13 protein-coding genes and 1 tRNA gene are annotated in these 14452 nt (G+C 72.5%); 8 read left to right on the top strand and 6 right to left on the bottom strand.

Going from position 1 to position 14452, the window contains the following annotated elements; all coding sequences use genetic code 11:
- The first annotated feature begins 136 nt into the window (after positions 1 to 136).
- A complete protein-coding gene (locus TNCT1_RS31350) occupies positions 137 to 1018 on the top strand; it encodes an isochorismate synthase MenF (RefSeq protein ID WP_216856691.1) in 882 nt (293 codons plus the stop codon).
- Between the two features lie 89 nt (positions 1019 to 1107).
- Here TNCT1_RS31350 and TNCT1_RS31345 read toward each other — a convergent pair whose 3' ends face one another.
- Together TNCT1_RS31345 and TNCT1_RS31340 are read right to left on the bottom strand one after the other, a co-directional pair.
- Positions 1108 to 1755 carry an isochorismatase family protein gene (locus TNCT1_RS31345; protein WP_143638870.1) on the bottom strand — a complete coding sequence of 216 codons (648 nt, stop codon included), beginning with the start codon at positions 1753 to 1755 and terminating at the stop codon, positions 1108 to 1110.
- Positions 1756 to 1783: 28 nt separating this feature from the next.
- Complete coding sequence (locus tag TNCT1_RS31340) at positions 1784 to 2578, bottom strand: SDR family oxidoreductase (RefSeq protein ID WP_143638868.1); 795 nt, start codon at positions 2576 to 2578, stop codon at positions 1784 to 1786.
- Positions 2579 to 2700: 122 nt separating this feature from the next.
- Here TNCT1_RS31340 and TNCT1_RS31335 point away from each other — a divergent pair, with 122 nt between their 5' ends.
- The 5 genes from TNCT1_RS31335 (at position 2701) to TNCT1_RS31320 (ending at position 7592) form a co-directional block, all read left to right on the top strand.
- Positions 2701 to 3573, top strand: coding sequence for an aspartyl/asparaginyl beta-hydroxylase domain-containing protein (locus TNCT1_RS31335; RefSeq protein ID WP_143638865.1), 873 nt, complete (start codon positions 2701 to 2703; stop codon positions 3571 to 3573).
- Between the two features lie 83 nt (positions 3574 to 3656).
- Positions 3657 to 3728 (top strand) — tRNA-OTHER (locus TNCT1_RS35655).
- A 104-nt stretch (positions 3729 to 3832) separates the two neighbouring features.
- The gene (locus tag TNCT1_RS31330) at positions 3833 to 5014 is read left to right on the top strand and encodes an acyltransferase (protein ID WP_235903002.1); all 1182 of its coding nucleotides are present in this window, start codon (positions 3833 to 3835) and stop codon (positions 5012 to 5014) included.
- A gap of 233 nt (positions 5015 to 5247) precedes the next feature.
- The gene (locus TNCT1_RS31325; RefSeq protein WP_235903000.1) at positions 5248 to 6663 is read left to right on the top strand and encodes a DHA2 family efflux MFS transporter permease subunit; all 1416 of its coding nucleotides are present in this window, start codon (positions 5248 to 5250) and stop codon (positions 6661 to 6663) included.
- Positions 6664 to 6836: 173 nt separating this feature from the next.
- Positions 6837 to 7592: a thioesterase II family protein gene (locus TNCT1_RS31320; protein WP_143638858.1), complete on the top strand. Its 756-nt coding sequence runs from the start codon at positions 6837 to 6839 to the stop codon at positions 7590 to 7592.
- Between the two features lie 92 nt (positions 7593 to 7684).
- On the opposite strand, the gene dnaK is transcribed toward TNCT1_RS31320, so the two are convergent.
- From dnaK to TNCT1_RS31300, 4 genes are all read right to left on the bottom strand, one after another.
- Positions 7685 to 9586 (bottom strand): molecular chaperone DnaK, encoded by a 1902-nt coding sequence (gene dnaK, locus TNCT1_RS31315; RefSeq protein WP_143638855.1) that lies wholly within the window; start codon positions 9584 to 9586, stop codon positions 7685 to 7687.
- Between the two features lie 178 nt (positions 9587 to 9764).
- Positions 9765 to 10190 (bottom strand): OsmC family protein, encoded by a 426-nt coding sequence (locus TNCT1_RS31310; RefSeq protein WP_143638853.1) that lies wholly within the window; start codon positions 10188 to 10190, stop codon positions 9765 to 9767.
- Between the two features lie 100 nt (positions 10191 to 10290).
- A complete protein-coding gene (locus TNCT1_RS31305; RefSeq protein ID WP_143638850.1) occupies positions 10291 to 12369 on the bottom strand; it encodes a phage holin family protein in 2079 nt (692 codons plus the stop codon).
- A gap of 146 nt (positions 12370 to 12515) precedes the next feature.
- The gene (locus TNCT1_RS31300) at positions 12516 to 12947 is read right to left on the bottom strand and encodes a hypothetical protein (RefSeq protein ID WP_143638848.1); all 432 of its coding nucleotides are present in this window, start codon (positions 12945 to 12947) and stop codon (positions 12516 to 12518) included.
- Positions 12948 to 13031: 84 nt separating this feature from the next.
- On the opposite strand from TNCT1_RS31300, the gene TNCT1_RS31295 reads away from it, so the two are divergent.
- Positions 13032 to 13805 carry an MBL fold metallo-hydrolase gene (locus TNCT1_RS31295; RefSeq protein WP_143639024.1) on the top strand — a complete coding sequence of 258 codons (774 nt, stop codon included), beginning with the start codon at positions 13032 to 13034 and terminating at the stop codon, positions 13803 to 13805.
- Positions 13802 to 14446: a DedA family protein gene (locus TNCT1_RS31290; RefSeq protein WP_373920519.1), complete on the top strand. Its 645-nt coding sequence runs from the start codon at positions 13802 to 13804 to the stop codon at positions 14444 to 14446. The genes TNCT1_RS31295 and TNCT1_RS31290 overlap by 4 nt, the downstream gene beginning before the upstream one ends.
- The last annotated feature ends 6 nt before the right edge of the window (positions 14447 to 14452 follow it).

Raw genomic sequence — 14452 nt, 5'->3', positions numbered from 1 at the left:
TCGACTCAGGGGCGGACGCGTTCCGGCCGTCGTCGGCGCCCTCCCGTTCGACTTACGGGGCCCGGCCGCTCTCACCGTCCCCTCCGGACTCCACCGCCTGCCCGGGCCGTGGTCCACCGCCTCCCCGTCCGGCCCGGTGCCCGAATGCTCCGTCCTGGACCGCCTTCCCTCACCGGACGGTCACCTCCAGGCCGTCGGTTCGGCGCTGCGCCGTCTGCGCTCCCCCGACGACCCGCTGACCAAGGTGGTGCTGGCGCGTTCACTCGTCCTCGGCGCCCGCGGGCCCATCCCGCCGGCGGCTCTGCTGCACCGGCTCGTCGCCAACGATCCGGCGGGCAACGGATTCTGTGTGGACCTGACTCCGGCCGGGGCTCCCCACCTCGGGCGGACCCTGGTCGGGTCCAGTCCGGAGCTCCTGGTGCGCCGCTCCGGACGGGAGGTCTCCTGCTTCCCACTGGCGGGAACGGCCGCCCGCGTACCGGACCCCGAGCAGGACGCCGCCGTCGCGCAGTCTCTCACCCGGTCCGTCAAGGACCTCGGCGAACACGCCATCGTGGTCGAGGGATTGAGGAAATCGCTCGGGACGCTCTGCGAGGACCTCCGGGCCCCGAGCGCACCGCAGCTGGTGCGGGCGCCGGCCCTGTGGCACCTGGGGACACCCGTGACCGGCACCCTCCGCAGCGAGCGGACCACCGCGCTCGACCTGGCTCTCGCCCTCCATCCGACCGCCGCGGTGTGCGGCCATCCACGCGCCCACGCCCGTGACGCCATCGCGGAGATCGAAGGCGATCGCGGCTTCTACGCCGGCGCGGTGGGGTGGTGCGACGCCCAGGGCGACGGCGAGTGGATGGTCGCCATACGCTGCGGGGAGATCGCGGCCGACCGGCGCAGCATCCGTGTCTTCGCCGGCGGCGGCATCGTCGCGCAGTCCGACCCGCAGGCCGAACTGGACGAGACCTCGGCCAAGTTCACCCCCATGCTGACCGCCCTGGGGGCGACGGAGCACGCCCCGGCGTAGGAGCCCCGGCGGGCCGTGGCCGCACCCCGGGGTGCGGCGACGGCCCGCCGGCTGGGCCCACGGCGCGGCGCGCGTCCGGACGGGACGGGTCATGCCGCGGCACGGCGGGACAGCGAGCCGATCACCTGATCGGCGGTCAGCACCGATCCGCACCTCTTGGCGGTGTAGTGGAGCGCCGTCAGATGCTCCTCCCGGCTGAAGTCGGCCGTGGCGTCGGAGACCAGGAACGGCTGGATGTCACTCATGAACGCCTCGGCGGCGCTGAGCATGCACCCCATGTGGGCGTACACCCCGACGACGATGAGCTGGTCCCGCCCGTGATGCCGGAGCAGTTCGGCCAGATCGGTCCGCTGGAAGGCGGAGTAGCGCCACTTGGTGACACGGATGTCCTCCTCGCCGGGCGCCAGCTCGTCGATGATCTCCGTGTCACGGCCGGAGCGGAGCCCGCTGCCCCAGAAGTCGGAGAGCAGCCCGCGCCGCGAGGGATGCTGGTTCCCCGGCTGGGCGGTGTACACCACCGGGACGCCGGCCTCCCGGCACGCCCGCCGGACGGCAGCCATGTTCGCGACCGCCGTGGACACCGGCTCGGCCGCGGGGTCGTAGGCGTCGACGAAGTACTTCTGCATGTCGTGGACGAGCAGCGCGCACCGGGCCGTGTCCAGCTGCCACGGCACCCGGTTGGCGACCAGTTCGCCAGGGGTGGGAAGGTCGTACGCGGGGATGGGGGGAATCGCCATCTGGCGTCCTTTCTCTGATGGTGGGGCGTCACATGTCCAAGGTGGCGCCGCCGTCGACACGCAGGTCGTGCAGTGTGATGTGGCGCGCGGCGGTGGAGGACAGGAAGAGAGCGGCGTCGGCTATGTCCTGCGGCTGTGCGACACGGCGGAGCGGGATGCCCAGCCGGTACGCGGCGGGATCGCCGGAGATCGTGGAGTCGATGTCCGCGGTGCCGGTCCAGCTCCGGCGCAGCATCTCGGTGTCGGTCGAGCCGGGCGAGACAAGGTTGCACCGCACGCCGTGGCCGGCGACCTCCAGGCCCAGACCGCGCACGAAGGCGGCGGCCGCCGCCTTGGACGCGCCGTAGGCACTCATCCCGACGCGGGGGGTCGACGCCGCGTTGGAGGTGATGACGGTGATCGCACCCCGCCCGCGCGGGACCATGCGCCGCGCCGCCTCCGAGGCGACGTGCATGGTGCCGGTCGCGTTCGTCGTCAGACAGCGTTCCCAGGTGTCCGCGGCGGCCCGGAGCGCCGGGCCCATGGCCAGCGTGCCGGCGGCATGGACCACGACGGACACACTGCCCGCAGCGGCCTCGGAGGAGTCGAACGCCTCGCTCACGGCGACGCGGTCGGTGACGTCCACCCGTACCGCCCGCACCGTCGCGGCACCGTGCGCCTGGATCTCCTCGGCGGCGGCGTGGACCCGCTCGCCGGCGTCCCAGAGGACCACACGCGCCTCAGCGCGCGCGAACGCCTCCGCGACCGCCCGACCGATACCTCCTGCGGCGCCCGTCACGATCACGCCGGCATCCGACACGCCCTCGATCCGCTTCTCCGTCATTTTCCTAGACTATCATCTCACGTGTTGTTACGGTAGGTCTCATCGCGGGCGTCGCCGATCCGGCACCACCTGTGCCGATGCCGCCGCGCGTACCGCACCTGTTTCGCGACCTGGAGGGCCGGATGCGCTCGCACATCCTTGGCAGGATCGAACTCGATCGGACCCGGTTGGCACCGGATCTCGCATACCTCGCCGCGGTGCCGACCGTGGAGGAGGAGTACGACGAATTCAGCAACGGCTTCTGGAAGCACGTCCCCCTGTGGAACGCCTCCGGGGACAGCGAGGACCGGCTCTACCGCGACCTCAAGGACACCGCCGCCCGGCCGACCGCGCACGTGGAGCACGTCCCCTACCTGAAGGAGATCGTGACCACGGTCTTCGACGGCACGCACCTGCAGATGGCACGGTCCCGGAACCTGAAGAACGCCATCGTCATCCCGCACCGCGACTTCGTGGAGCTGGACCGCGAAGTCGACCGCTACTTCCGTACGTTCATGGTCCTGGAGGACAGCCCGCTCGCCTTCCACTCGAACGAGGACACCGTCATCCACATGCGCCCGGGTGAAATATGGTTCCTGGACGCGGCGACGGTGCACTCCGCGGTCAACTTCTCCGAGATCAGCCGCCAGTCCCTGTGCGTCGACTTCGCGTTCGACGGTCCCTTCGACGAGAAGGAGATCTTCTCGGACGCCACCGTCTACGCCCCCGGCTCCACGCCCGACCTGCCCGAACGCCGCCCCTTCACCGCGGAGCAACGGCAGCGGATCCTCTCGCTGGGCCAGGTGATCGAGCGGGAGAACTTCCGGGACATCCTGTTCCTGCTGTCCAAGCTGCACTACAAGTACGACGTGCACCCCAGCCACACCTACGACTGGCTGATCGAGATCGCACAGCAGACCCGCGACGAGAAGATGGTCCGGAAGGCGGAGCAGATCAGGGACTTCGCCATGGCGGCCCGCACCCTGAGCGAGCGTTTCTCCCTGACCTCCTGGTGACGGTGCGGCTCCGTCCCCCGTGACCCCGGTTCGGCCCCGGTGGCGCGGCGCGTCGCGGACGCGCGCCGGCCGCTACCGGACACCGGGGCACGTAGGTGGTGTACCGCCTGCCGGTCTCCGGCAGCCAGTTGCTGGTTCGACTCCAGCTGCCCCGACCGCCACGCGCCCGGACGCGACCCCGGGCACCTTTCGCGGGCACCGCGTGCGCCACGCGGACACCCCGCCCACCCCAGCCCGGCCCAGCGAGGAGCGAGTTCACGTGTCCACTGACGACATACGCGCGGTGACGACCGCACCGGAACGGCCGACGGCCGCCGCCTCCGGCGAGGGCGCGCCGCGACGTCGGACGAGCCGGCTTCCGTCCCTGACCGGCCTGCGTTTCCCCGCGGCGTTCATGGTGTTCCTCTTCCACGCCTCGATGCCGTTGCCCACGGTGCGGCTGTTCGCCGACGACGGGGTGGAGCACCGCTACGGCTGGGCCGTCGGCCCGAGCGGCGCCCTGGGCGTGACGTTCTTCTTCGTGCTCAGCGGATTCGTGCTGACCTGGTCGGCCTCCGCCGGCGACACGGCACCGTCCTTCTGGCGCCGGCGCTTCGTCAAGATCATGCCCAACTACGTCGTCGCGTGGGTCCTGGCGATGGTGCTGTACGCGGCCTCGACGCCCGTCCTGCCCGCCCTCGGCGCGCTGTTCATGCTCCAGGTGTGGACGCCGTACTTCACCGAGCACCTGCCGGTGAACCCGCCGAGCTGGTCGCTCGCCGTGGAAGCCGTCTTCTACCTGGCCTTCCCGCTCCTCCTGGCCGGCGTCAAGCGAATACCGGCCGCCCGGCTGAAGTACTGGATCGCCGGCACCGTGGCCGCCGTCTTCGCCACGCCCCTGGTCACCCGGCTCCTCGTGCCGGCCGGGCCCCATGTGATGCCGGGTACGGACGGCACCTCCCCGGTCCACTACTGGTTCGCCTACATCATGCCGGGGCCGCGGGTACTGGACTTCGCGCTCGGAATCCTGGTCGCCCGGGCCGTGATGCTGAATCGCTGGCGCAACATCGGAATGGTCTGGTCCGGCGTCCTGCTGGCCGCCGGATACGCCGCCTGCTACCACGTGCCCTACCTGTACGCCCAGCGGGCGATGTGCCTCGTCCCCGCGGCCACCCTCATCGCCGCGGCCGCCGTGGCGGACGACGAAGGCCGGTTCACGCTGTTCCGCAGCCGGGCCATGACCTGGCTCGGCAACGTGTCCTTCGCCTTCTACCTCCTGCACTTCATCGTGCTCGCCTGGTTCCGCAGGCTGCTCGGCACCGGGCTGTACGGGACCGGGACCGGCGTCGCCCTCATCGCCGCCGAGGCGGGCGCCACCCTGCTGGCCTCCTGGGCCCTGTACTCCCTCGTGGAGAGGCCGCTGACGCGCAGGTTCTCGCGCGCACGGCGCCGCAGCGGCTGACGCCCCCTCGGCACAGGGCGGACACGGTTGCCCACTCGACTCTCACGGTGATAGTTTAGTAGATGTCGACGGTAGGGGCCCTCGCGCCCGCAGCTGAGTCACCGACCCCTGGACGAAGACGGACGGCCGGCATCCCACGGCCACCGCGAGCCGGTCCCTCGTATGCCCCTGGCCACTGTCCGATCAGTGCGCCCGCCATCCCCCCGCGTCGAGAACAAGGAAACCGAGTACGAGTGACGACGTTACCCGAGCAACCACTTGACGATCTCGCAGCTCCGGCTGCAACGAGGAAACCGCGCGACTGGCTCCTGCTGGGCATCTCTCTGGGCTACTTCATGGTGCTGCTCGACACCACCGTCGTCGTGGTCGCACTCCCGGCGATCGCGAAGGAGTTCCACGCCTCGGTCGACTCCCTCCAGTGGATCTCGAACGGCTACACCCTCACGTTCGCCGCGTTCCTGCTCACCGCCGGCGCGCTGTCCGACCGGCTGGGCGCCAAGCAACTCTTCCTCTACAGCTCCGGCGCCTTCGCGCTGGTGTCCGCCCTTTCCGTGGCGGCACCCGGCACGCTGTCCCTGATCGTCCTGCGGGGACTGCTGGGCCTGTTCGGCGCCGGTCTGCTGCCCACGTCGATGGCTCTGTTCGTCAACGCCTACCCGGATCCCGGCAAACGGGCCAAGGCGATGGGCGTCTGGGCCGCGATCACCGGTGTCGCGCTGGCTGCCGGGCCGCTGATCGGCGGACTGCTCACCGACACCCTTGGCTGGCGCGCCATCTTCGCCGTCAACGTCCCGGTGGCCGCCCTCAGCATCGCGATCACCGCGAAGAAGGCGCCTTTCACGGCGCCCAAGCGGGAGCGCGGCCTCGACCTGCCGGGGCAGCTCACCGGCATCGCCTGCCTCGGCCTGCTCACCTACGGGCTGATCGCCGGCGGTGAGCGCGGGTTCGGCGACGCGGTGGTCCTGTCCACCCTGGCCGCCGCGGCGGTGTCGGGCGTCGCGTTCGTCCTCGTCGAGCGCGGCAGGCGCGGCGACGTCATGCTCCCGATGACGCTGTTCGGATCGTCCACCTTCTCGGCGGGCCTGCTGGCCGGACTGCTGGTCAACTTCGGCCTGTCGGGCGCCATGTTCGTGCTCTCGCTGTTCTTCCAGACCGTGCACCACTCCAGCGCGATGCAGACCGGCCTGCTGTTCCTGCCGCTCACCCTGCCGACCGCCTTCAACGGCAGCTACGCCGGCAAGCTCGTCGCCAAGGTCGGGCCGCGGATCCCCGCCACCCTCGGATTCGTCCTCATGGGCGCCGGCACGCTGCTGCAGGTTCCCTTCATGCACGCCTCCGCGTCGAGGGTCGGCAGCATGGCGGGCCTGCTGCTGCTGGGCTTCGGCATCTCCTTCGCGATGCCCTCGCTCATCACCGCCGTCATCGGCTCGGTGCCCAAGCACCACGCCGGCATCGGCGGCGGAGCCCTCAACGCCGCCCGGCAGAGCGGTGCGGTGCTCGGTGTCGCCATCCTGGGCGTGGTCATCGGTTCGGGTGACGGAGCGCAGCACTACGGCCGGGCGATGGGCATCGCCGGAGTCCTGCTGCTGGTGGGCGCCCTGGTGGTCGCCGGCTTCGTGGGCCGGCGCGCCGCGGACACCGCGGGATGACATCGGTCCGTGCGGCCGGGCGGCACTGACCTGGACGGTCACCGCCCGGAGCGCACAGGTGTCCCGCGAAGCGCCCCCACCCCCGGGCGGCGGTTCGCGGGGCACCGCCCGCGTCTCCCCCTTCCTCAGGCCGGCTTCCGGCCGCACACCTCGCCGACGTCGACGGAGTCACCATGCGCCTGTTCGTGTTCCACCACGCCGGTGGTTCGCATCTGATGTACCGCGACTGGGCCGCCCACTTCCCCGAGGACTGGGAGATACGGACACCGGACGCGCCGGGCCGGCTGATGGACGGCCGGGTTCCGCTGCCGAGCGTGGACGACCTCGTGGACCACTTCCTCATCGAGCTCGGCAGCGGACTCGGCGGCGGCTTCGCGCTGTTCGGCCACAGCATGGGCGGACTGCTGGCCTACGCGCTGACCCGCCGGCTGCTGGACGAAGGCCGCACCCCGCCCGTCTGGCTGGGCGTGTCGGCGCGCGTCGCCCCCTTGCCGGCCTCCCCCGGCGGGACGGTGGACGCGGGGTGTGACGCACTGCCCGACGCACCGTCCGACGAGGCGTTGCGAAGCCGGCTCGTCGCCATGGCCGGCACCCCGCGGAGTGTTCTGGACGATCCCGAACTGTGGGCCCTGTTCGAGCCCACCATCCGGGGGGACCTGCGGCTCTCCGAGACCTGGCGCCCTCCCGCCCCGGCACCGCTGCCGGTGCCGGTCTCCGCCTTCGCCGGGAGCCACGATCCCGTGGTCCCCGCCGAGTCGCTCGCCGGCTGGAGTTCGGTGACCCGGCACTTCCTCGGCCTGCACCGCTTCGACGGCGACCACTTCTACTTCCGCGGCGATCCCGGTCCGCTGGCCCGGCGCATCCAGGCCGACATACACCGGGCCACCGCGCTGAGCGCCGTCCCCGCCGCGCCGGGCGAATCCGCCTAGCGACGGTTCGACTGCCGGAGGAACCTCCGCGCCGTCGGCACGCCTGCGCCCGGGGGCCGTGGTGAGCGGTGCGTCCGCCGGGTGGCGGGTGGTCAGGCCGCCCCGCCCTTCGTGTCCCGCTCGTCGTCGACGATCTCCGCGTCCACGACGCCCTCCTCCTCCTCCCCGGCCGGGCCCGGCTGCCCGGCCGAACCGGGCGAACCGGGTGAACCGGGTGAACCGGTGGAGCCGGCCGTACCGCCGGACGCGTCGGCGTACATGGCCTGGCCCATCCGCTGGCTGACCGTGGCGAGCTTCTCCACCCCGGTGCGCAGGGCGGCGGTCTCGGCGTTCTGGCCGAGCAGTGTCTTCAGCTCGGCGACCGCCGCCTCGACCTCGGCACGGGTCTCGGCGGGCACGCGGTCCGGGTTGTCCTGGAGGAACCGCTCGGTCTGATAGACGAGTTGCTCGGCCTGGTTGCGGGTCTCGGCGGTCTCCCGGCGTTTGCGGTCCTCCTCGGCGTACTGCTCGGCCTCGCGCATCATGCGGTCGATGTCGTCCTTGGGCAGGGCGGAGCCGCCGGTGACGGTCATCTTCTGCTCGCGGCCGGTGGCGAGGTCCTTCGCCGAGACGTGCATGATCCCGTTGGCGTCGATGTCGAAGGCGACCTCGATCTGCGGAACGCCGCGCGGCGCCGGCGGCAGTCCCGTGAGGTCGAAGACGCCGAGCTTCTTGTTGTAGGCGGCGATCTCGCGTTCACCCTGGTAGACCTGGATGCCGACCGAGGGCTGGTTGTCGGTGGCGGTGGTGAAGATCTCCGAACGCCGGGTCGGGATCGTGGTGTTGCGCTCGATCATCTTCGTCATGATGCCGCCCTTGGTCTCGATGCCCAGGGACAGCGGGGTGACGTCCAGCAGCAGCACGTCCTTGACGTCGCCGCGCAGCACGCCCGCCTGGAGGGCCGCGCCGACGGCGACGACCTCGTCGGGGTTGACGCCCTTGTGCGGGTCCTTGCCGGTGAGTTCCTTCACCAGGCCGGTGACGGCGGGCATCCGGGTGGAGCCGCCGACCAGGATGACGTGGTCGACCGCGGAGAGTTGCACGCCCGCGTCCTTAACGGCCTGGTGGAAGGGCTTCTTGCAGCGGTCCAGCAGGTCCTCGGTCAGCTCCTGGAACTGGGCCCGTGTCAGCTTCTCCTCCAGGTGCAGCGGTCCCTCGGCGGAGGCGGTGATGTAGGGCAGGTTGATCGACGTCTCCGAGGACGCGGACAGTTCGATCTTGGCCTTCTCCGCGGCCTCCCGGAGCCGCTGCACCGCCATCTTGTCGGCGCCGAGGTCGATGCCGTACTGCCCCTTGAACCGTTTGACCAGGTGATCGACGATGCGCTGGTCCCAGTCGTCGCCGCCGAGGTGGGTGTCGCCGTTGGTGGCCTTCACCTCGATGACGCCGTCGCCGATCTCCAGCAGGGACACGTCGAAGGTGCCGCCGCCGAGGTCGAAGACGAGCACGGTCTGCTCCTCGCCGCGGTCCAGGCCGTAGGCGAGGGCGGCGGCCGTCGGCTCGTTGATGATCCTGAGCACCTTCAGGCCGGCGATCTCCCCGGCCTCCTTGGTCGCCTGCCGCTGGGTGTCGTCGAAGTACGCGGGCACGGTGATCACGGCGTCCGTGACGTCCTCGCCGAGGTAGGCCTCGGCGTCCCGCTTCAGCTTCTGCAGCACCCGCGCCGACAGCTCCTGCGCGCGCAGCCGGCTGCCGTCGATGGAACCCTGCTCCGGGAAGCGCCAGCCGGCGTCCCCCATGTGCCGCTTCACCGACCGGGCGGTGCGCTCCACGTTCGTGACGGCCTGCCGCTTGGCCACCTCGCCGACCAGCACGTCGCCGTTCTTCGCGAACGCCACCACCGAGGGGGTGGTGCGCGCGCCCTCTGCGTTGGCGACGACGGCCGGCTCGCCGCCCTCCAGGACGGCCACCACCGAGTTCGTCGTCCCGAGATCGATCCCGACCGCTCGTGTCATGGTCCGTCCCCTTCCGCCAGGTGGTTCCGCCAGGAGGTTCCGCCGGGGCGCATCCGCGAGGACGCCTGCCGCCCTCCCAGCACAGAACGCGGGTACGCGCTTGTCAATGCACGGGTTCCCAGGAAACGGCGATGCCGCGCACCCGGCGGGCACGCGGCATCGGCGGGACGTACGGGCGTCAGGCCAGCTCGGCCGTCAGCGTGATCGTCGTACCGGTGAGGGCCTGGCTGACCGGGCAGTTCTTCTTGGCGTCCTCGGCCGCCGAGCGGAAGCCCTCCTCGTCCAGGCCCGGCACCTCGCCGCGGACGGTGAGGTGGATGCCGGTGATGCCCTCGCCGGGCTGGAAGGTGACGTCGGCCTTGGTCTCCAGACGGGTGGGCGGAGTGCCGGCGCCGGCCAGGCCGTGCGAGAGTGCCATGGAGAAGCAGCTCGAGTGGGCGGCGGCGATCAGCTCCTCGGGGCTGGTCCTGCCGTTCGCCTGCTCGGCGCGCGACGGCCACGACACCGGCTGCTGGCCGATGCCGGAGGAGTCGAAGGTGACGACGCCGTTGCCCTCGAGCAGGTTGCCTTCCCAGACGGTGTGTGCGGTGCGCGTGGTTGCCACGGCTGTTCCTTTCCCATGGGAGTCCGAGTTGTTCGGGTACCGCGTCCCATCCGATCACACTCGGACGCGGCACACCGCACGGACCGGGCCGCCGCCGTGCTCAGGCGGCCCGCTCCTCCTCGGTCCGCGGGGTGACCGGCACCTGCGGGCCGTCCGCCTCCAGCAGCCAGCGGCGCAGCACCCGGTGCACGTGCTCGGCGCCGGCCGGCTCCTCGCCGTCGGCGGCCGGCGCGGACAGGGCGAGCGGGGAGAGCAGGAACGGCCGGGACTGGGCGCCGCCGAGACCGCCGTGGGAGCCGATCTGCTCCTCGAAGGCGAGGACTTCGCCGTCGGCGGGGTCGTGGAAGGAGTTGACCATGATGTCGGCGGTATGCGGGAAGGAGTGGGTGCGGCGTACGGCGTCCGCGGCGCCGGGCCCGAAGCCGGCCAGCGGTCCGGGCTCCGCGTCCAGACGGGCCAGCGGGATCTCGGTGCCGTACGGACCGAGCACCACGCCGTCGTGCTCCTCGCTGCGCACCAGCAGGAAGCCGATGCCGGGGTGGTTGGCGAGGGTGGTGAGCAGGCCCGGGTGGCGGGCGTCCATCTCCTCCCGGGTCATCCGGTGCGGCACGTCCGGGAAGGACACCAGGCCCAGGTTGCCGGAGGCGAGCACGACGGGTTCGGTGCCGCGGGCGGGGCGGTGCCCGTCGCCGTTCTCCTCCTCGGGCCTGCCCAGGGCGGCGCGGACGGCGGTGCGGGCCTCGGCGCCGCTGCGGGTCCGCTCGGCGCGGCGCGGCACGGGCAGTCCGCAGCCCGCCCGGACCAGGTCGGCGAGGGTGAGCCCGTAGCGGGAGCGGAAGGTCTCGCCCGGGCTCTGGCCGTGGTCGGACAGGACGACGACGTGGTAGGGGCGCGGGGCGTGCTCGGCGGCCTTCTCGACCAGGGCGAGGGAGCGGTCGAGCCGCTGGAGGACCTTCTCGGCGTCCCGGCTGCGCGGCCCGGAGTGGTGGGCGACCTCGTCGTAGGCGACGAGGTCGGCGTAGACGGCGCTCCGGCCGGCGAGCAGGTCGCCGAGCACGGCGGCGACCACGACGTCGCGCTCGACGACGGTGGCGAAGGCGCGCACGAACGGGTAGAGGCCGCCGCGGCCGACCCGGGGCCGCTGCTTGCGCAGACGCGCCCGGGTGGACTGGACGATCTCGCGGACCACCTCGGCGGCGAAGGACAGGGCCGTGCGCACGGCGTTGGCGGGGTCGGAAAAGTAGGCGAAGTAGCCGGCGCGGGAACGGTTGTCCCGGCCGCGGCGACGGATGGCGATGGACAGGACGAGGGCCTGTTCGCCCGCGCCGCCGCTGAACAGGTTGCCCCGGCTGGCGCCGTCCACGGCGAGCAGTCCCCCGTCGCCCGTGCGCCGCACGGCGCGGCGCTGCAGTTCGGCGGCGCTGGTCGGGCGGTTGCACACGATCACCTCGCCGCGGTCCTTCTCGTACCAGCGGAAGGCGGGCACGTCGAAGGTGCTGCCGTGCAGGATGCCGAGCTGGCTGGCGCCGGTCTGGCTGGACCAGTCGGTGCGCCACGGAGTGAGCCGGTGGGTGGGCCGCATGCCGTCGGCGGTCGCCAGCCAGCGGCCGACGGTCGGCATCAGGCCCCTGCGGACGGCGTCGGTGAGTACGTCGTGGCCGACGCCGTCGAGCTGGATGAAGACCAGACCGGGGGTGTCCGCGCAGGGCGGCCCGGCTCTTCGGCGGCGGTCGGCGAGGCGCAGCAGCCGGCTGCGGTAGGCGTCGTCGTCGCGTACGGCGAGGGCCCCGCCGGTGGCCGAGGCGACGGCGGACATCACGGCGGCCACCACGACGGCGGTCTCCGGGGCGGCCTCGGGGCGGCCGGAGGGGTTGAGCCACAGGGCGAGCAGCAGCAGTGAGCCGTTGAGGAAGAAGACCAGCAGGCCGAGGACGAGGGCGGGCACGAGCAGCAGCAGCCGTACCAGCAGCGGCCACACCAGGGCGGACAGCAGACCGAACGCGCCGGCGCCGCAGGCGGCCGTGACGGCTATGTGGGTGGCGCTGTCACCGTCCGTGGACTGGAGCCTGAAGTCGGGCAGCAGTCCGGCGAGCACGAGCATGGTGAGCGTGGAGACCGCCCACACCGTGGCGCTCCGCCCGATCTGACTGGCCACCCGCCGCCACCGCACGTCCCGCACACCTCACGTCCCGCCCGTTCGACCGACCGGGCCCCGGCTCCCACCTTGTCATACCGGGCCGGGCGCACCGGGCCCGGGCGCCCGCACCCCGGACCGGGCCGCCGGCGCCCGAACCCGTGCCGGGGACCGTGCCCGGGCCCGTCGCGTCAGCGTCCGTCGTAGCCGGCCGTCGGCATCGACAGCCTGCGGTGCACCCGTGCCTTCATCTGCGCGTCGTACGACGGCTCGGCCCGCCCCACCGTCTCCACGCGCACCCCGCGCCGCGCGCACTCGGCGGTGAACTCCTCGACCGATGACACGGCGCGCTCCAGCACGCGCCTGCTGGGCGCGACGAATACGTCCACCCCGGGCCGCACACCGTCCCACAATGCGCAATGGTCGAAACGAAGGCCGCCCACGAGGAGTTCCCGCGCGACGACGTAACCGCGCTCCGCCGCCCAGCGGGCGCACATCGCGTGCTGGCTGCGGGAGTCCACCAGGAAGGGGTCCGCCTCCAGTTCCTCCAGCGGCGTGAGGCTCGCGATGGCGGTGACCCGCACCGGCGCGCGCCCGCCGGAGGCACCCCGCGGCTGTCCCATGGCGTCCCCCTCACCTCCGGGTTTCGCCAGCGACCCTACTCCTGCCCGTAGGCTTCGGGGAGTCGCGTGAAGGAGGCGAAGGAGGTGCCGGTGGAGATCACCTGGTGGGGGCATGCCACCTGCACACTCGAGGATGCGAACACACGCGTGATCACCGATCCGCTGTTCGCCTCCCGGCTCGCGCATCTGCGCCGCCGCCGGGGCGCGGTGCCGCCCGCCGAGGCCCGCCGCGCGGACCTGGCGCTGGTGTCCCACCTCCACGCCGACCACCTGCATCCGCCCTCGCTGGCCACGCTCCCCCCGGGCACGCGCCTGCTCGTGCCCCGGGGCGCACCACGGGCGGTACCCGGACTGCGCCGGCTGCGGCAGCTGCGGATCACCGAGGTGGCGCCGGGCGACGAGGTGCGGGTCGGGGACCTGCTGGTCCAGGTGGTGCCCGCGCGGCACGACGGGCGCAGGCTGCCGGTCGGCCCGCACCGCTCGCCGGCGCTCGGATTCGTCGTCACGGGCGAGGCCCGGACCTACTTCGCCGGGGACACCGGCCTGTTCGACGACATGGCGGAGCAGGTGGGGCCGGTGGACATGGCGCTGCTGCCGGTGGGCGGCTGGGGGCCGTTCCTCGGGGCGGGGCACCTGGACGCGGGGCGGGCGGCGCAGGCGCTGGCCCGGCTCGCGCCGCGCGCCGCGGTGCCGGTGCACTACGGGACGTACTGGCCGATCGGCATGGACGCCGTGCGCCCGCACGAGTTCCACGCGCCGGGTGACGAGTTCGTGCGCCTGGCCGCCGCGGCCGCGCCGGAGGTGGCGGTGCACAAGCTGGGGCACGGCGAGCGGGTGCGGCTGGAGGTCGCGCGGTGAGATGGCTGCCGGACGCGGTGACGCTGGCCGCCGCGTCGGTGCGGACCGTGCCCCCGGAATCCACCCAGCAGGCCCTCGGCTACCCGTCGCTGTTCCTGCTCGTGCTGATCGGCGCGCTGGTGCCGGTGGTGCCGACCGGCGCCCTGGTCAGCACGGCGGCGGTGGTGGCGTTCCATCAGACGGCGCCGTTCTCCATGCTGCTGGTGTTCGTCACGGCCTCCCTCGCGGCCTTCCTCGGGGACGCGGCGCTGTACTGGCTCGGGCGGCGCGGGCTGAACTCGAGGAACGGCTCGCGCTGGTTGGAGGCGATCCGGTCGCGGGCGCCGGAGGAACGCCTCGAACAGGCACAGGGGAAGCTGGCCGACCACGGGGTCGCGGTGCTGGTGCTGTCCCGGCTCGTGCCCGCGGGGCGAATACCGGTGATGCTGGCCTGCCTGCTGGCCGAGTGGCCGCTGCGCCGCTTCTCGCGGGGCAACCTGCCCGCCTGCCTGGCGTGGGCGCTGACGTACCAGGTGATCGGGATCCTGGGGGGCTCCCTGTTCCCGGAGCCCTGGGAGGGCGTGGCCGCGGCGGTGGCGCTGACCGTGCTGGTCAGCGCCGCGCCGAGTGCGATGCGACGCCTTCGGGGGGCCGGGCGATAGCCCGGA

Origin of the sequence: Streptomyces sp. 1-11 (assembly GCF_007176755.1) — a bacterium.
Lineage (GTDB): Bacteria > Actinomycetota > Actinomycetes > Streptomycetales > Streptomycetaceae > Streptomyces.
Note: the sequence above shows the minus strand (reverse complement) of the source record. Positions and strands in the feature narration are given on the sequence as shown.

Bases quoted from the DNA above. Each gene is read 5' to 3' on its own strand.
- TNCT1_RS31345 (WP_143638870.1), bottom strand. From the start codon at position 1,755: ATGGCGATTCCCCCCATCCCCGCGTACGACCTTCCCACCCCTGGCGAA.
- TNCT1_RS31340 (WP_143638868.1), bottom strand. From the start codon at position 2,578: ATGACGGAGAAGCGGATCGAGGGCGTGTCGGATGCCGGCGTGATCGTG.
- TNCT1_RS31335 (WP_143638865.1), top strand. From the start codon at position 2,701: ATGCGCTCGCACATCCTTGGCAGGATCGAACTCGATCGGACCCGGTTG.
- TNCT1_RS31320 (WP_143638858.1), top strand. From the start codon at position 6,837: ATGCGCCTGTTCGTGTTCCACCACGCCGGTGGTTCGCATCTGATGTAC.
- dnaK (WP_143638855.1), bottom strand. From the start codon at position 9,586: ATGACACGAGCGGTCGGGATCGATCTCGGGACGACGAACTCGGTGGTG.
- TNCT1_RS31300 (WP_143638848.1), bottom strand. From the start codon at position 12,947: ATGGGACAGCCGCGGGGTGCCTCCGGCGGGCGCGCGCCGGTGCGGGTC.